The organism is Paenibacillus vortex V453, assembly GCF_000193415.1.
Classification (GTDB): Bacteria; Bacillota; Bacilli; order Paenibacillales; family Paenibacillaceae; genus Paenibacillus_AQ; species Paenibacillus_AQ glucanolyticus.
The window spans coordinates 57,769-82,051 of the sequence record NZ_ADHJ01000039.1 but is presented as its reverse complement, the minus strand read 5'-3'; the positions used below and the strand labels follow the sequence as shown (position 1 = coordinate 82,051).

Annotated in this window: 22 protein-coding genes and 2 pseudogenes; 22 read left to right on the top strand and 2 right to left on the bottom strand. The window is 44.5% G+C overall.

Features of this window, described 5'->3' with window-relative positions; all coding sequences use genetic code 11:
• The first annotated feature begins 378 nt into the window (after positions 1–378).
• The 9 genes from PVOR_RS21750 to PVOR_RS21715 all read left to right on the top strand — a co-directional run bounded on the left by PVOR_RS21750 (position 379) and on the right by PVOR_RS21715 (position 9,589).
• Positions 379–3,024, top strand: coding sequence for an adenosylcobalamin-dependent ribonucleoside-diphosphate reductase (locus PVOR_RS21750; RefSeq protein ID WP_228029959.1), 2,646 nt, complete (start codon positions 379–381; stop codon positions 3,022–3,024).
• A gap of 1,069 nt (positions 3,025–4,093) precedes the next feature.
• Entirely contained in the window at positions 4,094–4,216 is a 123-nt protein-coding gene (locus PVOR_RS32650; RefSeq protein WP_268741808.1) for a hypothetical protein, read from the top strand.
• Between the two features lie 61 nt (positions 4,217–4,277).
• Positions 4,278–5,024, top strand: coding sequence for a class I SAM-dependent methyltransferase (locus PVOR_RS21745; protein WP_006211639.1), 747 nt, complete (start codon positions 4,278–4,280; stop codon positions 5,022–5,024).
• Between the two features lie 40 nt (positions 5,025–5,064).
• A complete protein-coding gene (locus PVOR_RS21740) occupies positions 5,065–5,490 on the top strand; it encodes an NUDIX hydrolase (RefSeq protein WP_006211638.1) in 426 nt (141 codons plus the stop codon).
• Positions 5,491–6,232: 742 nt separating this feature from the next.
• Positions 6,233–6,625: an alpha/beta hydrolase gene (locus PVOR_RS32215; protein WP_234973056.1), complete on the top strand. Its 393-nt coding sequence runs from the start codon at positions 6,233–6,235 to the stop codon at positions 6,623–6,625.
• Positions 6,626–6,665: 40 nt separating this feature from the next.
• A complete protein-coding gene (locus PVOR_RS33100) occupies positions 6,666–6,821 on the top strand; it encodes a hypothetical protein (RefSeq protein WP_083811719.1) in 156 nt (51 codons plus the stop codon).
• On the top strand, positions 6,769–7,758 hold the full coding sequence (locus PVOR_RS21725; protein WP_268741809.1) for a glycoside hydrolase family 32 protein: 990 nt from the start codon (positions 6,769–6,771) through the stop codon (positions 7,756–7,758). Before PVOR_RS33100 ends, PVOR_RS21725 begins: the two co-directional genes overlap by 53 nt.
• A gap of 497 nt (positions 7,759–8,255) precedes the next feature.
• A complete protein-coding gene (locus PVOR_RS21720) occupies positions 8,256–9,098 on the top strand; it encodes an alpha/beta fold hydrolase (protein WP_006211634.1) in 843 nt (280 codons plus the stop codon).
• Between the two features lie 50 nt (positions 9,099–9,148).
• Positions 9,149–9,589, top strand: coding sequence for a hypothetical protein (locus PVOR_RS21715; protein WP_006211633.1), 441 nt, complete (start codon positions 9,149–9,151; stop codon positions 9,587–9,589).
• A 172-nt stretch (positions 9,590–9,761) separates the two neighbouring features.
• Here PVOR_RS21715 and PVOR_RS21710 read toward each other — a convergent pair whose 3' ends face one another.
• Positions 9,762–10,580: a hypothetical protein gene (locus PVOR_RS21710; protein ID WP_006211632.1), complete on the bottom strand. Its 819-nt coding sequence runs from the start codon at positions 10,578–10,580 to the stop codon at positions 9,762–9,764.
• 404 nt (positions 10,581–10,984) lie between these two features.
• Here PVOR_RS21710 and PVOR_RS21705 point away from each other — a divergent pair, with 404 nt between their 5' ends.
• From PVOR_RS21705 to PVOR_RS21680, 5 genes are all read left to right on the top strand, one after another.
• On the top strand, positions 10,985–11,347 hold the full coding sequence (locus tag PVOR_RS21705; protein WP_006211630.1) for a hypothetical protein: 363 nt from the start codon (positions 10,985–10,987) through the stop codon (positions 11,345–11,347).
• A gap of 722 nt (positions 11,348–12,069) precedes the next feature.
• Positions 12,070–13,251 carry an alanyl-tRNA editing protein gene (locus PVOR_RS21695; protein ID WP_006211628.1) on the top strand — a complete coding sequence of 394 codons (1,182 nt, stop codon included), beginning with the start codon at positions 12,070–12,072 and terminating at the stop codon, positions 13,249–13,251.
• Between the two features lie 280 nt (positions 13,252–13,531).
• Positions 13,532–14,050 carry a DinB family protein gene (locus tag PVOR_RS21690; protein WP_006211627.1) on the top strand — a complete coding sequence of 173 codons (519 nt, stop codon included), beginning with the start codon at positions 13,532–13,534 and terminating at the stop codon, positions 14,048–14,050.
• Between the two features lie 81 nt (positions 14,051–14,131).
• Positions 14,132–14,884, top strand: a complete 753-nt coding sequence (locus tag PVOR_RS21685; protein ID WP_006211626.1) for a GNAT family N-acetyltransferase — start codon at positions 14,132–14,134, stop codon at positions 14,882–14,884.
• Positions 14,885–15,013: 129 nt separating this feature from the next.
• Positions 15,014–15,475 (top strand): hypothetical protein, encoded by a 462-nt coding sequence (locus PVOR_RS21680; protein WP_006211625.1) that lies wholly within the window; start codon positions 15,014–15,016, stop codon positions 15,473–15,475.
• Between the two features lie 67 nt (positions 15,476–15,542).
• Here PVOR_RS21680 and PVOR_RS21675 read toward each other — a convergent pair.
• Positions 15,543–16,151: pseudogene (locus PVOR_RS21675) on the bottom strand (TetR/AcrR family transcriptional regulator).
• Between the two features lie 202 nt (positions 16,152–16,353).
• On the opposite strand from PVOR_RS21675, the gene PVOR_RS21670 reads away from it, so the two are divergent.
• From PVOR_RS21670 to PVOR_RS21640, 8 genes and pseudogenes are all read left to right on the top strand, one after another.
• Positions 16,354–17,091, top strand: a complete 738-nt coding sequence (locus PVOR_RS21670) for an SDR family NAD(P)-dependent oxidoreductase (RefSeq protein WP_006211624.1) — start codon at positions 16,354–16,356, stop codon at positions 17,089–17,091.
• 55 nt (positions 17,092–17,146) lie between these two features.
• Positions 17,147–17,920, top strand: coding sequence for an SDR family NAD(P)-dependent oxidoreductase (locus tag PVOR_RS21665; protein ID WP_006211623.1), 774 nt, complete (start codon positions 17,147–17,149; stop codon positions 17,918–17,920).
• A gap of 413 nt (positions 17,921–18,333) precedes the next feature.
• On the top strand, positions 18,334–18,981 hold the full coding sequence (locus tag PVOR_RS21660; protein ID WP_006211621.1) for a FusB/FusC family EF-G-binding protein: 648 nt from the start codon (positions 18,334–18,336) through the stop codon (positions 18,979–18,981).
• A 262-nt stretch (positions 18,982–19,243) separates the two neighbouring features.
• Positions 19,244–19,892: pseudogene (locus tag PVOR_RS21655) on the top strand (TetR/AcrR family transcriptional regulator).
• Positions 19,861–20,658 carry an MFS transporter gene (locus tag PVOR_RS32210; RefSeq protein ID WP_234973055.1) on the top strand — a complete coding sequence of 266 codons (798 nt, stop codon included), beginning with the start codon at positions 19,861–19,863 and terminating at the stop codon, positions 20,656–20,658. Before PVOR_RS21655 ends, PVOR_RS32210 begins: the two are co-directional and overlap by 32 nt.
• A 112-nt stretch (positions 20,659–20,770) precedes the next feature.
• Entirely contained in the window at positions 20,771–21,184 is a 414-nt protein-coding gene (locus PVOR_RS32205) for a hypothetical protein (RefSeq protein ID WP_234973054.1), read from the top strand.
• Positions 21,169–23,487: an ABC transporter permease gene (locus PVOR_RS21645; protein WP_006211619.1), complete on the top strand. Its 2,319-nt coding sequence runs from the start codon at positions 21,169–21,171 to the stop codon at positions 23,485–23,487. The genes PVOR_RS32205 and PVOR_RS21645 overlap by 16 nt, the downstream gene beginning before the upstream one ends.
• A gap of 4 nt (positions 23,488–23,491) precedes the next feature.
• Positions 23,492–24,250: an ABC transporter ATP-binding protein gene (locus PVOR_RS21640; RefSeq protein ID WP_006211618.1), complete on the top strand. Its 759-nt coding sequence runs from the start codon at positions 23,492–23,494 to the stop codon at positions 24,248–24,250.
• The last annotated feature ends 33 nt before the right edge of the window (positions 24,251–24,283 follow it).

The following is a 24,283-nucleotide window of genomic DNA, read 5'->3' as shown; positions in this document are numbered from 1 at the left end:
TATGTAGTATGGACGAAAAAAGAAGTCTTCATAACCTTGCTTGGATTTGGGAGAAGCGAAATCCCCTGAGGGTGCGCGGCTGCTGGAATTGGATATTTTCATCCTTTTTTTCATAGGGAAGAGTGAAAAAGAGAGCGAGAGGAAGAAAGCAGAAGCTTGCGAGCGGGAGCTTGGAACAGTCGGCTTAATTTTCACATTATCGGCATAGTTAACCTATATATAGTGTAGTATAATGAATAAATAGCACTATATATAGTGTATATAGTGGTTTCGGATGTTTGACCGGCTACATAACAGGTTATGTTGTTGGTGAGCGCATACACTTGGGAATCTTTTTGATTTTATAACTTATATAGGAGGTAGTTGCTCTTGACTACGATGCAGAATCAGCGGCTGGAAGGTTTAAGCGAGAAGATCTTTTTGGACCGGTATGCCTGGAAGGATGCGGACACCAACAACGCGAAGGTCGGCGATGTGGTGCTTGTTCTGACGAAGGATGATCCTAAATTTCCGACTAAGGAAGTTGGCGAAATCGTGAAGCGCGAAGGCCGCAAGGTCACGGTGAAGACACGGAAGGGCGAGCTTGTGGAATCGGATGTGGAGAAGCTGACGTTAACCATCGAGAAAACGCCGGAAGAAATGTGGGATCGACTCGCAGCTGCTATGTCATCGGTGGAAGCAACGCCGGAACTGCAGGAGGAGTGGCGCGGGAAATTCCGCGAGATTCTGGATGATTGGAAGCTGGTGCCGGGCGGTCGGATTGCGGCTGGTGCGGGTGCAAGCGATGAATTGACGCTGTTCAACTGTTACGTGATTCCTTCGCCGAAGGACAGTCGGGGCGGGATTATGGAAACTCTGTCCGAAATGACCGAGATTATGGCGCGCGGCGGCGGTGTCGGCATCAATTTGTCCTCCCTGCGTCCTCGGCGGGCGATTGTGAGAGGTGTGAACGGTTCCTCCAGCGGTGCGGTATCGTGGGGCGGATTGTTCAGTTATACGACAGGCCTGATCGAGCAGGGCGGAAGCCGCCGGGGCGCGCTCATGCTAATGATTAACGATTGGCACCCGGACGTGGAGGATTTCATTACGGTGAAGCAGACGATGGGACAAGTTACAAATGCAAACCTGTCAGTATGCGTCAGCAATGATTTCATGAAAGCCGTGAAGGAGGATCTGGACTGGGAGCTCGTGTTCCCGGATACCACCGATCCCGATTATGATGAGTTGTGGGACGGTGACCTGGAGAAATGGAAGAATGCCGGACATAGCGTTATTCCATATAAAACGGTAAGGGCACGCGAGGTATGGCATACGATTATCGAATCTGCATGGAAATCCGCGGAGCCGGGTGTTGTCTTCATGGAATACTACAACCAGATGTCCAACAGCTGGTATTTCAACCCGATTATCTGCACGAATCCTTGCGGTGAGCAGGGACTTCCTGGCTGGGGCGTATGCAACCTGTCGGCGATGAACCTGTCGAAGTTCTATGATGAAGCGAATCATGACGTCGCTTGGGAAGAGCTGGCTACCACGACGCGTTACTCCGTGCGCTTCCTGGATAATGTCATTGACCGGACGCCGTACCATTTTGAAGAGAATGAATTGAACCAGAAAAAAGAGCGCCGCGTGGGCCTTGGAACGATGGGTCTGGCCGAGCTGATGATCAAGCTGAATATCCGTTACGGCAGCCCGGAATCACTGGAATTCCTGGATAAGCTGTACGGCTTCATCGCACGCGAGGCGTATCTGGCTTCCGCCGATATTGCCGAAGAGAAGGGTTCGTTCCAGGCATTCGATGCCGAGCTGTACCTGCAAAGCGGCTTCATGAAAAATATGGCTGAAGTGTATCCAGAAGTGGCGGATGCGGTGCGTGAAAAGGGCGCGCGCAACGTGACCGTGATTACCCAAGCGCCGACGGGCAGCACGGGTACGATGGTTGGAACGTCGACGGGCATCGAGCCGTACTTTGCCTTCAAATACTTCCGTCAAAGCCGTCTTGGCTTCGACGAGCAGTTCGTGCCGATTGCTCAAGATTGGCTGGACAGCCATCCGGGCGAGGAGCTGCCGGATTATTACGTCACGGCGATGACACTCTCCGCCGAGGACCATATCCGCGTGCAGGCGGCGATTCAGCGCTGGGTGGACAGCTCCATCTCGAAGACGGCCAACTGTCCGGCTGACTTCACGGTTGAAGATACGAAGCGCCTGTATGAGCTGGCATTCGATCTGGGATGCAAAGGCGTAACGATCTACCGTGACGGCAGCCGCGATGTGCAGGTGCTGCAGACGGAGAAAAAAGAAGATAAAGCAGCCGAAGCAGTGACCGCCCCTTCGGCGGAAACGGCCTTGGAGCAAAGCGCGGCAGGGCAAGCGGCAGAGGATGCGGCGAGCGTGGAGCAAGCGGGTGCAAGCGTAGCAGTGACAGCATCCGCAAGCAAGAGCGGGCTGGATAAACAATACAAGAAGCGCCCGCAAGTCCTGCGCGGAGCTACCTATAAGATGAATACGCCGTTTGGCATGGCGTACATTACGATCAATGATCTGGATGGCATTCCCAGCGAAATCTTCCTGAATGTCGGCAAGGCCGGCTCAGATGTATTCGCGATGGCGGAAGCCTTGGGCCGGGTCTGCTCCCTGTTCCTCCGGTACGGGGACCACGGCAATAAGGTGGAGCTGCTGATCAAGCACCTCAAGGGCATCGGCGGCACCGGCGCGATCGGCTTCGGTGCGAACCGCGTGGAATCCATTGCCGACGCCGTAGCGAAGGCGCTGGAAACGCACGTGGCGAACAACGCGGAGGCGGATCATGACCATGATCCGGCACCGGTTGCAGCCACGATGGCGCCTGCTGATGCAGGCGAGGCTGGTGCACCGGCAGCCGCAGGGTATGGCGGCCACAGCTCGCACGCAGGCGGCGGCTCCATGTCGCTGGATCTGTGCCCATCCTGCGGCGGGGCATCCCTGATTAACATTGAGGGATGCAAGACGTGCGGTAACTGCGGGTACAGTAAGTGTTCTTGAGGGATTGCCAAGACTTAAAATCATTTTGAAGACTACGGTAGAATAGAATCTGCACCCGAATCGAATATTCAAAAGCTGGAAGCACCAGTTCCTCTGCCATGCAGATGGAATTGGTGTTTTTTGCAATAGATTAACCGTACCATTAACACCCAACATTTATTATTCGGAAAATTTAATATATATGCATAAAATCTTTATTTTGATATAATAGTTAAAATATTACTTATGATATGACCATTACATAATTTCTCTACTGACGTTCTAAATCAAGAAGGAAAGAAGGGAGGTGAATGAATGAAGAAAGTAGTATTGATCTTGTTAATAGCATGTTTCTCTTTCTCTACTAGCGCATTTGCTGCGTATACTGCAACATCGCATGATTTGACAGTTTACCAACCAGCTCAACATAAATTAAGTGTTGGCCTATGGAGTTCTACGAATGAAACCGTTGAGCTAACGCTATATTCCAAAGGACCAGCCGGTCAACTTAGTACAGTCTTCACGACAACCGTGAATATCGGGCCAACCTCACCAAGTCCTGTCGAGTATTCAGTAGGGTATCTTAGTCCCGGAACTTATGTACTCAAAGGACAGTTCCAAGGGTCTTATGGTAGTCTGGGACCTGTTAGTTTAAACCAAGTCTATTAATAATAAATTCATAGAGATCCAAACGGCCAAGCCCCATCGATTGGCCGTTTTATTTTTTAAATTGAAAAAGGATCGGTTCCTAAACGGAGTTTGAGCGAGCCCAATAAAGGTTCACCCTTCGGGTGGCATTCGTCGCCCCCCGGTCCACCAGAGTTTTTTTAAGGAAGTGGAATCAGCCGGACATACTTGCGTGGCTAAGTCCTGTCTGACCTGGTCGCAACGCGACCTTAAGACTCTCGGCGCCGTGAATCGGGAAAATGAAAACTATGGTTATTGCAGTAAGCGGTTACTCGGGAGCAGGCAAAAGCACCGTAGTGTCAGCTTTGAGTAGAAGGATACACGGTTAAGGAATGATTCAGAAGTTCTAGTGAACATGCTGGATCATTTTTTATATGATTACTTATATCAAGGAGTAAAAGACATGTATATGAAAGTCGGAAAGAAAGTGAAAGCAAACGCTGATCTGATCATTAATGCAAATAAAAATATGGAGGACATCATTTTTGAGGTATCGGAACTGATGGGAAAGAAGATAGGGCTTTGATGGTATAATCAGGAAAAAGGTAGTTCAGGTAACCAAATTTGTATAAGAGGGGGTCATCAGCATGAACATCCATAGTGTTTATGAAACAAACAGCTCTTATTGGAATACCAAAGGAAATGACCACTTAAGAGCAATTGTGCTTCCTTTTTATGGAGCATTCATCACGGAAGAAAAATGCCAACTTTTTGGCGATGTCTCAGGGAAAAAGATGTTAGAAATAGGCTGTGGAAATGGACAATCCTTGCAATATCAAGGGGAGCGTCATGCATCTGAACTATGGGGGATCGACATATCAGAAAAACAAATTGAAAAGGCAAAACAGCACTTGACGGCGTGCGGGCTTTCAGCAAAATGGATCTGTTCTCCGATGGAAGAAGAATGTAGCATCCCTGTGGATTATTTTGACTATGTTTATTCGATTTACGCCATAGGATGGACAACCGACCTTGAAGGTACTTTTCGCCGGATCGCTTCTTATTTAAAAAAAGACGGCATATTTATTTTCAGTTGGTCTCATCCGATACACAAATGTGTTGTTGAAGAAAACAATACATTTTCGTTTAACAAAAGTTATTTCGATGAATCTTGGTATTCGGTATCTCCTGATTTTTGTCAAGGCGTGCTAACTTTATCAGATCGCAAACTATCAACCTATATAAATGCGTTGGCAAAATCAGGGTTTGTTATTGAACAAATGGTTGAAGAAACCGAGAATGAAATCACACAATTACACGATGAAAATAACGATTTTGTCAAAAGAGCCAAGATGTTTCCTGTAACTTTCGTTATTAAAGCGAGAAAACTTTAAAACTTCGCCCGTCGTGTGAATAGGGGAAAGGAGAATACAGATGAGCCCTCCGAAACATATTGTTTCTGCAGCTGCAATTGTAATAAATGATAACAATGAGATATTACTTATTAAGGGACCAAGAAGAGGTTGGGAGATGCCTGGGGGCCAAGTTGAAGAGGGAGAATCATTGAGTAAAGCCGCAATCCGAGAAACCAAAGAAGAGTCAGGAATTGATATTGAGATCATCAGATTTTGTGGGATATTTCAGAACGTTGGAAATTCAATTTGCAATACCCTATTTCTCGCAAAACCAATAGGCGGAGAATTGACACCATCATCTGAAAGCTTGGAAACGGGATTTTTTCCGATTGATGAAGCGTTAGCGATGATTACATGGAAAGATTTCAAGAAGAGAATTGAGTATTGTCTAAGAGCAGAGGTACAGCCTTTTTGCATCGAGTTTAACGACGAGATGAATATTTGAAAGGATCACAGGAAGTGTCACTAAATATAGAGTCCCGACTGACTTGTTACAAGCTCAGCAGCTCCTTGCGCAGTCTAAATCAGGGGGCTTTTCTAAACCTATGGAAATCAACGAACAGCTGTGTAACATAAAGGAGTTAGTTATGAAAATTAAAATCAGTGCCTTAAGCACATATATGATCACTCTAAATTTTATAATATTTCTTAATCTTTTGAATATGACTTACAACTTTGTTCGTAATATTACGAGCGATTTTAAACTTATACAATACGAGGGTTTTGTTATTAATGATGTTGAATTTAATAATTTATCTTTTAGGATACATACAGATTCCGAGGTGTTCAGTCATTTTTGTCACCCAATGCTACTAATCCTTTTTGGAATAACATTAAATATTGCTTATTACATAATCAAAGTAATAGTCGAAGGCAAAAAAGCAAATTCTGATAAACCATTCAGCGTAATCAAATAGTGTATCGAAATCCAAATCACCTGAAGCGGAAAGGATGGAAGGCAATGAAATTTGAGATTTTAACGGTACCCTCGTTCTGGAAAACGGACATGAAACAAAAGTATTATCAGCTATATGAGGAAAACAATAAACTCGTTGTTCTGTTTCCCGGAAAAAACTATCCTTGTGATAAGCCATGTCTGCATTTTGCTGGAACTTCCTCAATACCAAAGTGGTTTCGATTTATTGGTACTTGAATATGGATATCAAGCAGCGAGAACGGATTTGGATATGAATGAGCTGCAAAGAGTAATAGAAGATAGCTATGAATCGGTTCAACGAATCATTAGCAAGTATAATCAAGTTGTTTTTATCAGTAAGAGCATTGGAACAATAGTTGCTGGAGAAGTGCATGAACAACTTGAAATCCCAGTAAAACATCTGTTCTTGACACCAATTAAAGACACCATTCACTATGTTAACAAGTTTAATGGCCTTGTGGTTTATGGAACAAAGGATGAAGTGTTCAATCATGTGCTTGCCAACCAAATTAACATAGACAAAGTCAGAGAGGTAATTGAAATTCCGAATGCAAGTCATTCTTTAGAGGCCCCTAGTGTTGAGGAAAGTATTGAGATTCTAAGTAAACTTGTAAAGATATATGTGAATTTTCTAAATAAGTAATCCCATTAGTAAGGCAATATCAATAAGGAGCTGATATAAATTGCCAGAACGTCTTAAATATCATTTCGAGCCGAAAACCGGTTGGATCAACGACCCCAATGGTCTAGTCTTCTTTAAAGGGCGATACCACGCTTTCTTTCAGCATTATACCATTTGCTCCCCGTTGGGGTCAGATGCACTGGGGGCACGCTGTTAGCGATGACCTTGTTCATTGGGAAGAATTATCGATAGCTCTCTACCCTGACCAGGAATACGAAGACAGTGAGCAGGGTGGGTGCTTCTCCGGCTGTGCTGTCGTCAAGGACGACATCCTTTATCTCATCTATACCTCGGTATCAGATGTGCACGGTCAGACACAATCGGTTGCAATTAGCCATGACGGAATACACTTTGAGAAGTACAGTGGTAATCCTGTTATTAGGGAGTTTCCTCCAGAGGCGAGTGCTGATTTCCGTGATCCCAAGGTCACCTTCATGGACGGAGTTTACTATATGGTAATCGCGTCAGGCAAGGAGGACATTGGTAAAATACTTCTTTATCAATCACAAAATCTGCTGGATTGGGACTATGTAGGAGTCCTGTTTGAGGGCTCTGAATATGGAGGCGTCTTGGAATGCCCTGACTTCTTCCCTTTTGAAGGAAAGTATCTGCTGATGTTCTCACAAATAAACCGTGACACCCGTGCGACGATGTTTGCTTATGGTAATTTTGACGGAAAGCAGTTGACTGATTTTTCATTGCATACGCCTCATATTGGGCCGCACTATTATGCACCACAGACTTTTCTGGATCCTAAAGGCCGCAGGATCATTATCGGCTGGTTATTCAACAAGGATGAGAAACTAAACGGGGGAGCCGATTATGCTGGGGCATTGACGATTCCATGCGAGCTAAGCATGAAGGACGGTAAATTGCTCGCCTACCCTGTAGCCGAAGCACAAGAGTTGCTAAACAATTCTGATGAACTGGTTGTTATCGAGAACGATAAAGTTTGGATCAAAGCAAACAATACTACCTTCCCTGTAGAATACGGCGGTGCAATAAACTCTATCAAGGTGCTGCGTGACACAAAAACCATTGAGGTGTTTGTTAACAAAGGAGAGGCCGTGTTTACCTACTGGTATGCAAAATAAATAAGCCGAGGAAAATGTGTGATAAGCACTTTATCTAACAATCTATATAAACTGAGGGCTTACCTTTTATGTTAGCTTGAACAAAATCCCCAAGTATTGACATGGAAATTTATCGTATGTTAGCATTGCTGTATCTGGTACGAACGGAGGGGTTACGTGTGGCAAACTAATTCTCGATATTCTTCGCACAATGAATTGGATAGTGGTTTAAGGCTATTTTGTGTGCAAAGTAATCGAAGAATGGTTTGCCTTCACGGTAACCTAATTTAGTTATATGCGATTAGAGACGGGGGATTTTACTCTCCTATCGCGTTGACTGGACTTGAAGAAAATGTAATGAACCCTTTAAGGATCTATCTGGTGACTGGACTGCGAGTCTATCATAGGGTGATTATCTTATTTGTTCATTTTCAAATTCTTTTTCGATTACAGTATGCATAGGCCGATATAGCCTGTGTTTTTTTATTTCGTATAACATATTGGAGGTAGGAATTCACATGAACGAACGATTCATAAATGCAGATGGAATTAATATATGTACAGACAGTTTTGGAGATCCCGTTAACCCGGCCATTTTGCTGATTATGGGTGCCCAATCCTCCATGATTTGGTGGGAAGAAGAATTCTGCCAGCGTCTAGCTGATACAGGGCGTTTTATCATTCGTTATGATAACCGCGATGTTGGACGCACAACAACTTACGAACCTGGTCAACCCGATTATACTTTCGAAGACATGGCAGATGATGCTATTCGTGTGTTGGATGCTTATAAAATGGAGAAAGCGCATATCTTAGGCATGTCGATGGGCGGCATGTTGACTCAAATGATAGCTCTGCGTCATCCGGAGAGAGTTCTAACGATTACCCTCCTATCCACGTCCAATTTTGCTCCACATCTTCCCCCGATGGAGGAAAAGATAATGGACTTTTTCTCGAAAATGGGGGTTATCGATTGGTCCAACGAACATTCGGTAACGGAATTTGCTGTGGAGAGATCGAGAATTCTAGCAGGTTCAAAGCATCTTTTCGATGAGAATAAAGTTGGCATTTTGGCTAAACGAGAATTTGCAAGAAGTAATAATATCGCGAGCATGAGTAATCATGGCTTAATAGCAGGTGGCGAATCGTACTTGGCTAGGACGAGTGCAATAAATGTACCCACTCTGGTTATACACGGTACGGAAGATCCCATAATTCCTTATGAACATGGTGAAAATCTTGCTAACGAGATTCCTGGTGCGGTTTTACTAACATTGGAGGGGACTGGACATGAGCTTCATTATGATGACTGGGGTTTAGTCATCGATTCGATCTCAAAGCACACTTCAATTTCTGAATAGTTCAACTGACGGGTACGATAGCAACCATTGAGCGGAAGGGAGCCTATATTATGAAAGAATTACTTGAAGAGCCAAAAGGGACAACATACAAAGACCTGTTAGAGGTAGCGTTTAGCACATGTGACGAGTTTCTGTTAGTTAAAAGGGACCAACTTGATTTAAACAAAAACGCTAAACAATGGATTGAAGAGATAAAGCCGCACATAAAAGAAATAAGAAGGCAGGATGCATGGCCAGGGACAACTTTACTTGGACACTATGCGGATGTTTATTATTTTAATTGCAATCAAGAATTGAAAGAAGTGCTGATAAGGAAAACTGAACGCTTATATCAATGGCTCCAGCCAGAATTGCTTGAAGACATATGCTTCTATAAAAACGGGAAAGAATGGTTGGCTACTGTAGCACATGAACAAATAGGTGTTATTATGACTGAAGATGAAAATGAAATTGAGAAAATTAGAGGAATAAAAGGAATTAAAATGTCATGAAAAATTAAAATGATTCAGTATTTTATAACAAGTCTTATACGCATATAAAACAAAGGTGATATATAACAATAGTCAACAAGAGGAAGTAAGAAACCCACCCAAAGGTCGAGGCCAGAGGTGGGTTTTTTCACAGAAGAAAGTACTTATGTAAATTGTGAAGCATAGTTTTTTTCTAAACACGAATGTCAATACCCATATTACGTTGTTCTTGCAGGTTATTATTCTTGTTCTTGTCAGTATCCTGATTCTGCCCTAGCCTATCGGCAGTGTGTACAGGTTGATTAGATACCGGTAGATCCTCCTGGTTATCAACCTCTCCGGTGACGATTTTCTTATCATCGTTCTGAATATCCTCTCTAGTGTCTTCGATCTTTTCACTGATTTTACGATCCAATTCAGTAATTTTCCTCTCGATGTTTAATGCGTCTTCGGTTTTGGATTTATTAACTGTCAATTCCAAGTTCATTCTCATTTCCGATTTGCCTGGGTCGCCGGGTTCATTCTCACCTCCAAGAAGCTCTCTTCCCTTTCTTACTTCCTGCCTAAGGGTGTCAGATTCCACTTTCAGTGATCTACGCACACTTGCCATTTTGGTCAATTGGTCATGTAAATTGCTGGCTTGTAAAAACTTTTCCATCGGTATGCCGGATAGATCTTGTTTACCTGTATCCGTTTCGGTTTTTTTAATTGAATCTTCCTTTTGAGAAGAAGCACTGTTTTTATTTTTAGTATCCTCAGTCTTCTCCATTCTTTTCTGCATAATTTGAGATTCAAGTAATTGCATGTCCACGGTTAACAGTTTAATTCTTTCATCTTTTTGTTTAGAGTCCAGTTTTTCGTCGGATCTAACACTAGCGATTTTTTCATTAATCATTCCTTTTTGATTGATTAGCTGCTCAATCTCCCGGTCAATGGGTGACATGATATTTGCTCTGGATTTTACAGGCGGTGTAGATTGTGATCTGCTTGAAATACTTGAGATTTGAGCCATGTAAACACTTCCTCTATAATGTAATGGTAAATATTTCTTTACAACTATTATCGGCTGTTCATCATATAAATATTATGAAAAATATGGATAACCGTACACGTTTTCATTCTTGCTTTTATTCTGGCGGATGGGTTTGGTACTTTAATGGGATTTCGGTAATCTAAGAGGGGAGCAATTGAAGATGACAATTTTTCTAAAGAAGTTTTCATTTTTTCAGAAAATGATGATAAAAACATGAAGACTAAAATTTTAATAGCAATTGTAATAGCTCTAGGAATATTCTTAATTTGGTACCTCACACCTAGACAATATACAGCTACTTTAGATGGCGTTTATTATCAATTAGACAAAGAAGAGGTGATCGAGAATGTGAAATTGCATTTCGAGGGGAAGCTGCAAAACGTATGAATGGTAAAAAAAACTTTAACGGTGTAATTAACTTTGAGGGAATGAAAATTCCTCATCTCCCGCAATATCGAACTGAACTGATATTACAGTATCAGGGTGATAATTTTAGCACCATATTTTCCGGATTTCGTGTCATAGATGAGAAAGGTAGAGTAGTGCCTGATATTTATACTTATGGCGGGATATATATAAATGATGACTTCACTCAATTTACGATAACTGTTTTTATAGATGGAGATTCTCAAACCTGGTCTTCATCTGACGGACTTATGATAACGGCACCTGCAAAAGACAGAGTAGAAGCATCGAATTTATCTAGAAAATTAATGAGCAGGTTGGGAATTACTTCAAACAATTGAGCTGACGAAGAACGCTAACTCATTTCAAAGATGGTATAAACATCAGATAACAATGTGTAAATACTATGTTGCAAGGCTATAGAAATGAAATGTTTTTTCGAAAATACATTAGACTTGTAGCAGCGCTTTCGCTCCCTTCCTTAGGAAGGGAGGTTCTCAGACATAAAAACGTAAACTGCAATGGGTCATTAAGGGTGAATTGAAATGATACGACTATACATAAGATTAATACGTCCTCCATTTTTTAGTGTTATAGGGATAATAATATTTATACTAGCCGTAATAATGAAATTATGTTTTATTTATGCGACCGATATAGGTGTGAAAATATTAACCTCCACATTATTTGCGGTTTTATTATGGTGCAGTACTTTTTGGGGGATTTTTGGATTCTATGAATTTTTTATTTTGATGAAGGTATGTATACATTTGAGATTGAGATATACCAATGGGGAAATCGATGGAACAATTTATCATGACAAATTAAGGGCCTCAACATCAAATTACATAATCAATACGATTTATATGATAATTGTAGTTCTTTCATCTGTTTACGTTGTATTTAATTGGGAAGAGATCAATATCTAAAGAAAGCACAAATGGAATTAAAATTACATTTATGCTGGATTAGATAAGTATCAGGAGGCTTGGCGCTTGGGGACCGTTTTATAGTAAGCTTATACTTAGTGATTTTTAAACTTGGGAACTGTGAGGAAATGAAGATGACGAAGAAGCTGTATTACGAGTCCGCTTATGTTAGGGAGTGGGAAACAAGAATCACGCAGAAGTTGGAACGGGAGGACGGCATCTATCTGGTATTGGAGGAGACCGCCTTTTATCCCCATGGCGGGGGGCAGCCCTGCGACCTGGGGTGGATCGATAAAATTCCGGTTCTTGATGTCGTTCTAGAAGAGGGAGCGATTCTGCATAAAGTCGAGTTTTTTCCGGAAAAGGAAGAGGTTGGCTGCCATTTGGACTGGGACCGAAGGTTCGACCATATGCAGCATCACAGCGGCCAGCATCTGCTGTCAGCCATGTGCCTGGAGGCATTCCAAGCCGAGACGCTCAGCTTCCATCTGGGTCAGGATTACGCGACTATTGATGTCGCGCGATCGGGTCTGTCTCAGGCTGAGCTGATGATGCTGGAGCTGGAGATCAATGATCAGATTTACCTGAATCGAAAGGTATCGAATTATTTTGTGAGCCGGGAGCAGGCTGCTGTTCTGCCACTGGTGAAGCAGCCGAAGGTAACCGATGATATCCGGATCGTTGAAATCGAAGGTATCGAATATAACGCTTGCGGCGGCACACATGTCTCCGCAACGGGTGAGATCGGAATGATCAAGCTGCTTAGAGCGGAGAAGCAGAAGGGGCACGTGCGTATTTATTTTAAGTGTGGATATCGAGCGTTAAAGGAATTTAATATTGGAATGGAGATTCTCGGCAGCTTGTCGGCCAGGTTCAATACCGCCAAGGAAGAGATTCCGGACCGGATAGCGAAGTGGGATCTGGAACAGAAGCAGCTCCAGGCTGAATTGAGTGCAGTGAAGGCTGAGAATGATGTTTATTTGGCTGAAAAGCTATTGGCTGATCGTCAGGGCAGGCTGATCCAGCACGTTTTTGCGGACAAGCCGCTGAAGGATATGCAGAACCTGACGGCCAAGCTCACCGAACAAGCTGACGTTATCGCACTCTTCGTGTCCAAAACAGACCATAAGGTAGTTCTCGCCCAAGGAGAGAGGGGACCTGCTTGCGGAGCTTTTTTCAAGTTGCATCTGGCCGATTATGGCGGTAAAGGCGGAGGCAGCGATAAGATGGCACAGGCCGGTTTTGCCACTGCGGAGGATGCCATGTCGTTCTATCATTTTACGTCGGAGTCATTAATGGCGCTTGAAGAGGAGTAAGCGGCTTTGGTTGAAAGCTTCATCTGAGGGCATGCTCGAAACCAGGGTTGGCTGTGTTCACGGTTTATTAATTAATATAGTGCAGAGTTATCGCGGATGACCTGCAGCGATGTCATGGAGATGACCTGCTGCGGGTCTTTTTTTCGATATATGATACGAGATATTCCGGTTAATCGTAATATACACGGGTATTTACGAACTGCAAGAACAGGGATATTATGGAAGTGTCTAAAGAAGAGGATAGGGATGCCAAGTATTTTTAAAGGAAGGATGTGTTAGGATGCTTCACGATTTACAGGGCGAAGAGAATATGTCAACGATTGTGGGGATGTTATATGGCGCGGTAAAAGAGAATAGTCAACGACTAAAGTCCATATCGGAAGGCATGCTGCAAGAAGAAGTAGATTACAAGGGGCCAAGCAACCATTATAATAGCACCGCTCAGTTAATCCAACATCTCCTGTACGTTGATCTGAATTGGGTTTATAGAATAAAGGGACAGCCGCTTCCACAGTCATTAAAGGACAAATATGGGCCCATGATCGATGATATTAACAGGCTTCCGATGGTCAAAGGAATACCTCTGGAGACACTTATGTCTAATTACGAAGATGTACTAAATAGGTTGAAGGAAACATGCACGCAATTAACGGATGCTGATCTGGATAACATCGTCACATTTGGTCATGAAAATGAAAAGCAAGCAACCATCCGCTGGGGATTATGGCATATCGCAGATCATAACCGCTATCATCAAGCCCATATCAACCAGCTTAGAAAGTGGTACAGTGAAAAGTGAAATCGATTTTTCATACACTAATGGACAGGTATTGAACAACCCTGTTAGGGATAATTAACCCCGAGGAAAGGACATATCCCCATGATGACACAAACAGAAATGCTACATATCGTGCAAACACAGCTCGCTATCGATTTGAACTGTACCGTTGACGAACTGAACGGAGAAAAAGACAGCGTTATTTTTGTTGACGCCAAAGAAAATCCCGGACGCAGGCCGTATCCGAGGAAAGAGCGTTATTTTGAAATTTTGTCCATGGGTAAGTCCATTGTGGTATCGGCTACGCCGGAACGACTGGAGATTGCCAAAGCGCATATGCATGGCAAAGATAGAGACGCTATTTTTTCCTCACCGTTCATTAGAGGTCTCTACCTACACTTTCTCCCTGATTTGGAGAGAATCAAGCCGGTGTCGCCACCAGCCGGTTTTTCATATGAAGTGGCCGAGAAGAATGAGATTGCGAATTTCATGGGGATTAAGGGACTGGAAAATGCTATTATATCTGATGCGAATCTGCCCATACAGACGGTGTTGGTTGTAGTTGCCAAGCAAAATGGGAAGGTCGTTGGTTTGGCAGGGGCGTGTAATGCATGTGCCAAGATGTGGCAGATTGGAATCGAGGTGCTTCCAGAGTACCGCCATTTGGGATTGGCCTCTTATCTTGTAAGCAGCTTAACTTTTGAAATATTAAATCGGGGCTGCGTACCAACATATGATGTCATCTCAAGCCATATTGCCTCACAACGAGTGGCTTACCGGGTAGGATATTATCCGGCATTCGTGACGGATTGGCGAGTTGACTTCAAGGATTTTGAAACTGGGGCAAACAGATAACGAAGAATTCGATACATAGTAAATGAAGTTAGCTGTCAATCTGAAGATAAAAAGAATACTTGGTTCGGGTATGCATTAGTTAGCCCCATTGAATCAATGAGGCTTCGGTCTATGCGGAGGTTGCGTTTAATGAAAAAGGTACGCCTTCTTGTGTTTAGTGTAGCTGTATTATTAATTGGAATTGGACTAGTTTGGTATTATGTTTATCCCATTAAGATTCAAGAGGTTATGAGACATACAAACAAGATTGAAAAGATGGATTTTGTATCGATTTCAGAGGGTGAATCCAATCATTATTCTATAGCATTTCATGAGCAAGACAATACGAATGAGTTGATCGACATCCTAGATGCTGTAACGTATAGCCGAGAATTGAACCATTATAAAGGAAGTACGGACAGGGTAATTATGATGATTATCTTTTATCGGAACAGGGATGGAGAAATAAGTAACTATTCCTTCGATATCAATGAATCCGGAATCATTATTAGTCATCATAAACAATATCAGATGAATGGGGATACACGAAGGGTTTTTGACCGTCTTTCTGGATGGATCGAGAATAAAGGTACATACATTCGAGTGCAATAGAGGCTCGTTCCATCAACCAACAACCCGGAGGGATATTCCCTGCCGGGATGTTGTCCGCCCCCGGGACCTACTCCCTTACATACTCCACCGAGTAAATATGCGTCTTTGTTAAATCAATGACCTCTTTAATAAAATCCTCCCGGGATTCCCTGAAACCGTTTCGGATCCAGCTCAGAATCAGCCCGTGGAAGCCGTAGGCCGTATACTGTTTAAAATAATCCATGTTAACCGGGATGTTGTTAATCGTTTCGAATATGAATCGTTCCTTGTAGATTTTTAGAATCGTTTGAGGGAATTCGGTGTGCAGACCCGGTAAGGTACATCCTCGTAAGGTAATCTAGCTACAAAAAAATCACGATTCTCGTAAATGTAGGCAACGATATTGAAGGAGGGTGTACCCAGGATTTGCCGTATATACTTTGTGTCCAGGTATATAAAGTTTGCCCACCGATTCTTCCAGACCCCGGAGCATGGAAGCCCGTAAATCCTCGGCCAATTCGATTTTATCCTGGTAATGCACATAAAAGGTGCTGCGATTATATGCGGCCTTATCCACGATGTCCTTCACCGTTACGGCATGATATCCCTTTTCTTTTACAAGTTTGATAAAGGCCGATTTTAGATGTTCCTTTGTACGATTTTTTCGCTCCGATGTTCCGGTTTGTTCATGATTCACGAGATGCGTGCCCCCTAAAAAAAGACAGTTTTGTTGTAAGTGTTGACTAGATAGACACTTCATAACATCTTACTGATTGTTAAATGTGAACAGAATAGTACAATTAAATTGTAGACAAAATAGTACTAAATTTAAAATCTTAAATTGATTCCATTTGAAGTGAGTTAGTACTATTTTAATAAATTTTACGGGGGTATCCAAGATGGGCAAATTACAAAACAAGGTTGCTGTAATTACTGGTGGTGCATCCGGCATCGGTGCAGCGACTGCACGCCTCTTCGCTGAAGAAGGTGCCAAAGTGGTGCTGGTTGATCTGAATGAGGAAAAAGGCAAGGCGTTTGAAGCTGAATTGAAAGCGCTGCATTATGAGGCGCTGTTCGTGAAAGCGAATATTACGAGTGAAGAAGAAGTAGCGAACATCTTCAAACAAGGTATTGAAGCCTTCGGCAAAGTGGATGTTGTATTTAACAATGCAGGCATCGGGCGCGTTCATTCTTCGCATGATCTGGCGTACTCCGAGTGGCGCAACACCGTAAACGTGGACTTGGACGGCGTATTCTTGGTTGCACGCGAAGCAATCCGCGAAATGTTAAAAGCAGGAGGAGGCACAATCGTTAATACGGCATCGATGTACGGTTGGGTCGGCTCTCCAGGTTCCGCGGCTTATAATGCCGCTAAAGGCGGTGTCATCAATTTGACACGGTCCCTGGCGCTGGAGTATGCCGAGCATAATATCCGAATCAACGCGCTATGCCCCGGGTTCATCGATACACCGATCATTCCGGAGGAGAGCAAACAAGCCTTGGCTGCGGTCACGCCGATGAAGCGTCTGGGACAAGCCGTGGAAATGGCGAAGGCCGTTCTCTTTATGGCTTCGGATGACTCTTCTTTCATGACGGGAAATACCCTGACGGTTGACGGTGGATATACAGCCAAATAAGGATAGGGACCCAGACACCTAGAGAAGGATAAATCAAACAGGGAGGTCTATACAAATGAGCAAATTTGATGGAAAAGTGATTGTCATTACAGGTGCAGCAGGTGGGATCGGTGCGGCAGCAGCGAAGAAGCTGGCGGAGCAGGGTGCCAGCCTTGCGCTTGTTGACTTGAACCTGGAAGCCGTTCAACGAGTCATCTCCGATCTGGGTATTGACGATTCCAGAGCGATTGCGCTGCAAGCCAATGTGGCCAAAGAGGAAGAAGTCAAAGCTTATGTGGATGCCACGATTGAAAAGTTCGGCAAAATCGACGGTTTTTTCAATAATGCGGGGATCGAAGGCATCACTGCCAATGTAGAGGATTATCCGACCGAAACGTTTGAAATGGTCTTTAATGTCAATGTTAAGGGTGCCTTCCTTGGGCTGAAATACATCGTTCCCGTCATGAAAAAACAAGGGTACGGCAGTATCGTGAACACCTCATCCGGTGCAGGTCTGATCGGTTCGCCCGGATTTGTCGGTTATAATAGCTCCAAGCATGCCGTAATGGGCATGACGAAAGTGGTTGCCTTAGAAGCTGCTCCGTTCGGTGTGAGAGTAAATGCGGTTGCGCCTGGGGTGATCAATACCCGCATGATGCGCCAAATCGAGAAAAATACAGTTCCTGAGGATGCGGAAGGAACAAAAGAAGCATTCGGTGCCGCTGTACCGCTGGGAAGATACGGAGAAGCGGAAGAGGTAGCGAGCGTAGCTGTCTTCTTGTTATCCGACGATGCCTCCTATGTAACGCAATCCATCTATACGGTGGATGGGGGTCAAATCAATCAGTAAAACAGATTGGATTCCGAAGGTCTTGGTCAGGTGTTGTATACCTGACTGAGGCTTTTTTGTTTAGCCTGCGTGTGGCTCAGGGGGGGCTGTGAGGTTGGCATTCACCTGAATAGTCAGGTACAGCTCTAAGCTGATTATAAGTATGAAATTATGAAATTCCATCCAGACAGATGAATTGCAGCTTGTGGGATTTTTTGCTATACTTTTTTGAATAAAATATGATTGGGGGTTATATAGATGGCAAAATTGAATTGCTCATTAGCTAGGGAGTCCTCACGCAAAGCCTAATCTGGGGCGATACTTTGTGTGAGGTGCGATAGGATGAATTCGGTCGCCCAAACGAACTTTATCGTTTCTAATAACGGGCTTTGCACCTTATGGATTTTTCATAAAAAATAAGGGGCTGAAGACCTATGAGTACAGCATTTATTAGAAACTATCAATTCAACATCATTAAAAAACAAGCGGAATTCCTTCTGAAAACATTGCGAACCGTGGCGGATCGGAAGGTTATAGAGACCGTAAGGTATCGTTCTGCCGTAAACGTGATAGAGGTGTTCCCTTACCTTGAAGGGGATCAGCAGCAGATGCTGGAACAAATTTCGGCACTCGAGACGGCATATGATTTCCAGAGATATCTTGAGTCATTAGAACCGTATCTGGATCCATTTCCGCCGATTACGGTGAAGCAGATTGAGAAGCTATTCCCTAAAAATAAAAAATTGAAAGTGCCTGATCTTCAATCCATTGATTTTCGATATGTGACGTATCTAAGCTGGGTTGATATTGCCACGAACAGACTATTCATTGTGTATCCGTTCGAAGGACGGTTTATCGGTATTGAGGGAAGAATCACGCCGACAAACAAGAAAGGGTACTGCCTGTTCTGCAATCGTCATCAGGAGCTTGCTTTCTTCTCGGTCAAGACCAAGCCTGCGAACGCATCACCGGATAATTACGCTGCGATTGGTCATTACGTATGTATGGATAACCATGGATGTAATCAGGTGATTACGGATACAGGATCACTGGAGAAGTTCATTCTCTCCGTACGTAAATAACGCTATAACCCCAAATACGGCTGCCCTGAAGGCAGCCTGTTTTATTTTATAAACAAAGGATGATTTCGGTAGCTGAGCGTGGCAGACTATAACTACGCATAACAACATGCTTTGGCATGCTGCGAGGGATGAAGTCATAAAAATTCTTCATATAAACGAGTTCACCATCAGTTCACTTCATGTAACAATATCTTGACAACTCAAAGCAGCATGTTATCATATTACCGACAGGCAGTCGGTCTATGCAAAAGGAGGTGTAGCCATGAGGGTCGTAAAAAAAGCGGAGGATCGCAAGAACGAAATCCTTGACGCGGTGGATGAGCTTTTTGGACAGAAGGGGCTTTGACGGAACAAGTACCAACGATATTCTTGAAAAGGTCGGCATTGCCCGCGGAACCTTGTATCATCACTTCAAGTCGAAGGAGGATATTATGGATGCATTGATCGATCGGTATGCGATCCGATTGATAGATGGGGCACAGGAAGTTGCCGCAGACAAGAGCATACCAATCGTCGAGCGCATCATCCGTGTTGTAATGGCACTGAACCTAAGCGGGGGAAGCAGCGAGCAAATTATGGAGCATATTCATAAACCCCAGAACGCACTGATGCATCAAAAAATACAAAAGGTTATCATCAACGGCGTCCCCCCGATCCTGACAGAGATCATCCGCGAAGGCATCCAGCAGGGCCTGTTCAGCACACCCTTCCCGTACGAATGCATGGAGATGGTTGTGATTTATGCGAGTACCGTTTTTGATGATGATCTGGTCGTTATGACAGAGAAGGAGCGCAGCTCGCGAATTGTGGCCTTTGTTTGCAACGTGGAGAGGCTGCTCGGAGCAGAAAGCGGAAGCCTTATGGACGTTATGGGGATGTTTGGAGAGGGAGATGAAAGCAGCCGTGATTAAACCAGGGAAGTCTTTCAAGAAATTTCTCCTCTTATGGTCGGGACAGCTGGTTTCAACAATAGGAAACGGTCTGACGTCGTTCGGGCTTGGGATCTATGTTTTTCAGCAGACGGGAAAGGCATCGGCTATGGCGCTGGTAACCTTGCTTGCGTTTATGCCGTCGCTCTTTTTGAGCGCTTTTGCCGGAGTGCTCGCGGACCGGTATGACCGCAGGCTTTTAATGATATTAGGGGATAGCCTTTCCGCGATAGGGCTTGTATTCATCCTCGTTTGCTTGCTTCGCGGAGAAGCGCAGCTATGGCAGATATGCGTCGGGGTTGCCATGAGCTCCGTGTTTTCATCACTGCTTGATCCTGCATATAAAGCTACGGTTACGGATTTGCTTACCGAGGAGCAGTACACACAGGCAAGCGGTCTTGTCCAGCTGGCGGGCTCGGCCAAATTTCTGATTTCTCCGATCCTTGCGGGTTTTTTGCTCACGATTGCAGACATAAAGCTGCTGCTTGTTATCGACATTTGCACTTTTTTTGTTACCGTGGGTACTACGCTCGCTGTCCGCAGCGGCATTGCTTCCAAGACCGGTCATCAGGTTACATCGTTTATTCGCGAATTTATAGACGGGTGGAATGCGGTTTCCAGAAACAAGGGTGTGTTTGTTCTGGTGATCATGACATCGGTGCTGACATTTTACCTTGGGGTGATGGAGACACTCACGATACCGATGCTGCTTACCTTTACGAACAGCTCGATGATCGGAACGTATTGAAACTATTGTGGCTTCAGGAATGCTCGTGTCCAGTATGATGTTAGGATTTCTTCCGATAAAAAAAGATTATGTGAAAATCCTTTCGATTTCGCTGTTTTGCGTAGGCGCTTGTATGGCAGCTTTTGGAGCTCGTGAAAATATCGTCTGGATATGTATTTCGGGATTCCTGTTTTTTGCCATGCTTCCGTTTGCCAACATGAGTCTGGATTTTTTGGTTCGCACCAACATGGATAATGCGGTTCAAGGCAGAGCGTGGGCGTTTATCGGAATCCTGTCCCAGCTTGGATTTGTTGCCGCTTATGCGCTATCGGGTGTTATGGCAGATTATGTGTTCACTCCATTATTGGTTGAAGGCGGAGCGCTTGCTGGGAGTGTGGGGAAAGTCATCGGCATCGGCCTTGGCAGAGGAATGGGATTTCTCATCATCATCGCCGGGGTGCTGTTATGCGTAACTTCGGCCGTTCTGTATAAGCTGCGATCGGTCAGAATGCTAGAAGACAGAGGTGGCTTATGTATTCCAGAATAATTCGCAATGATATATCCAAAAGCAAATTAATCACGTTGACAACCATGATATTTGTTGCAGCAGCAGCGATGCTCGTTTCGCTGGCCGTGATACTCGTTGTCAATCTTTCCGGTGCGATAGATACACTTATGAAACGGGCGGAAACGCCGCATTTTATGCAGATGCATTCGGGTGAGATCAATACGGATCGACTCACAGCTTTTGCGGAGCAGCATGGGAATGTTGATGAATTTCAGGTGCTTGAATTTGTCAACATGGACGGCGCACGCATCATATTAGGCGACAACTCGCTTACCCATAATGTTCAGGATAACGGGTTCAGCATGCAGAGCGACAAGTTCGATTATCTTCTTGATCTTGACGGAAACGTCATCCATGTATCCGACGGCGAGTTATATGTTCCCATCCATTATATGAGGGACAACACCACGAAGGTCGGTGACAAGGCACGAATAAGTGGAAAGGAATTTACCGTTGCGGGATTTCTCCGCGATTCGCAGATGAATTCCACACTCTCCTCCTCCAAGAGATTTCTTGTAAGCAGCCATGATTACGCGGCAATTAAAAACCTCGGGACCACGGAGTATCTGATTGAGTTCAGATTAAAGGATTTGTCAGCGCTTGGCGCATTCGAAACCGATTATGCCTCTGCAGGTCTTGAAGCGAACGGACCCGTGATTACATATCCCCTATTCAAAACAATCAACGCCATTTCCGACGGGATGATGATTGGGGTTATCCTTCTTGTGAGCGTGCTGGTCGTTGCTATCGCTTTGATGTGCATACGCTTTACGCTGCTTGCCAAAATCGAAGACGATTACCGCCAAATTGGCGTTATGAAGGCAATGGGGATGCGTATATCCGACATGAAGAGGATGTATCTTGCCAAATATGCGGTGATTGCGGCTGCGGGCAGTATTCTCGGGTTTGCACTTTCATTGGTGTTCAAAGGCATGCTTCTTGAGAATATCCGGCTTTACATGGGGGAAAGCGAACATTCTTCTTCAGCATTGTTGTACGGAATCTTCGGCATACTGCTGGTATTCCTTGCAATGATGGCTTATGTAAATGGAGTGCTGAGGCGCTTTCGAAAAATATCAGCCGCGGAAGCCATACGTTTTGGCAATTCACAGGGGCATACCGCAGGCGCTAGGCGTCTGAGCTTAAGCAGGAACAGGCTGCTTAACACGAATGTTGTTCTCGGTATCCAAGACGTTCTCGCAAGGAAAAGACTTTACGCCACCATGCTAACGGTGCTGGTCATTTCGGCATTTATCATGATTGTTCCCCATAACCTGTACAGCACGATTTCATCGAAAGGCTTCATTCAATATATGGGTATCGGAAACTACGATATGCGTATGGACATTCAGCAGACTGACAATATATCCGAAAAAGCCGCAGAAGTACTAAAAAAGATGACAAGCGACAGTGCCATTTCACAGTATGCCGTGCTTGCAACAAAATCGTTCAAAGTGAAGACATTGGATGGCACGGAAGAAAATATAAAAATTGAGCTCGGCGACCATTCGATATTCCCCATTGCGTATTCCCAAGGCAAAGCACCCGCCGCAGAAGATGAAATTGCGCTTTCTTCTCTGAACGCCGATGAACTGGGCATAGGGGTCGGAGAAACCATGACTGTAGTTGTTGAAGGGAAGGAGAAAATTCTCACGGTTAGCGGCATCTATTCCGACATCACCAATGGAGGCAAAACCGCAAAGGCTGTTTTCCCTGACCAATCGGCGGATACGATGTGGTACGTGATCTGTGCGGAGCTTTCCGATCCATCTCTCATCAATAGCATGGTTTCGGAATATGCGAGCAAATTTAATTATGCAAAGGTTTCGGACATTGACAAATATATTGCACAGACATTCGGCTCGACGATAAGCGCCGTCCATAAGGCCTCCTATGCCGCCATTCTTGTCGCGATAATGATAACGGTACTGGTTACTCTGTTGTTTATGAAAATGCTTGTTGCAAAGGACAGATACTCCATCGGCGTTATGAAGGTGTTAGGCTTTACAAGCTCAGATATTAGGGCGCAGTATGTCACGCGTTCGGTATTCGTTCTGATACTCGGAATGGTGCTTGGCATACTTCTGGCGAACACGCTCGGAGAAATGCTGGCGGGGGTGGTCATCTCCATGTTTGGAGCGTCGACGTTTCATTTTGCGGTCAATCCGCTTTCGGCGTATCTGCTTAGCCCGCTGATGATGATCGGCTCGGTACTTATTGCAACCATAATCGGCACATCGGGCATGGGTCACATTAAAATTTCTGAAAACATAAAGGGGTAGGCATATGAAAAAGATGTTGATCGGTGACCATATCGTAAAATCTTTTGGCGAGGGTGATGAGAAGCACCATGTTCTGGACGGAGTGTCCGCCTATATCAATGAGGGCGAATTCGTTGCGGTTATGGGACCTTCTGGCTCGGGAAAATCAACGCTGTTGTTTGCGCTGAGCGGAACGGATGTCGTTGATGACGGTAAGGTAGTATTTGACGGCAGGGATTTAACGACGGCTTCGGAGAATGAGCTGGCTGATATACGCAGAACCCAGATGGGGTTTGTGTTTCAACAGCCGACGATGCTGAACAACCTGAATATCCTCGACAACATCATTCTCCCGTCTCTGCGGGACAACCGAAAAAACGTTGCAAACATAACGGCAAAAGCAAGAACGCTAATGAAAAGGGTAGGTATCGCGGAGCTTGAAAAGCGCGACATTACCCAGGTATCGGGAGGCCAGCTCCAGCGTGCCGGAATATGCCGCGCGCTGATGAACAATCCGAGAATCATCTTCGGCGATGAGCCTACGGGCGCGCTCAACTCAACGTCCGCGCAGGAAATGATGGACTTGTTTTCCGAGATCAACGCGGAAGGTACGGCGGTTATGCTTGTCACTCATGACGCCAACGTGGCTGCCCGAACGGAGCGAATTATGTTTATGCGCGACGGCAGCATTGTCAGTGAGCTCCAACTTCCCAAGTATGACGGAACGGATATGGAGGGCAGGATTGAACACGTTACAGTGAAAATGCGTGAAATCGGGATATGACACGATCTCATCGATAGGGTCAATATGAACTTT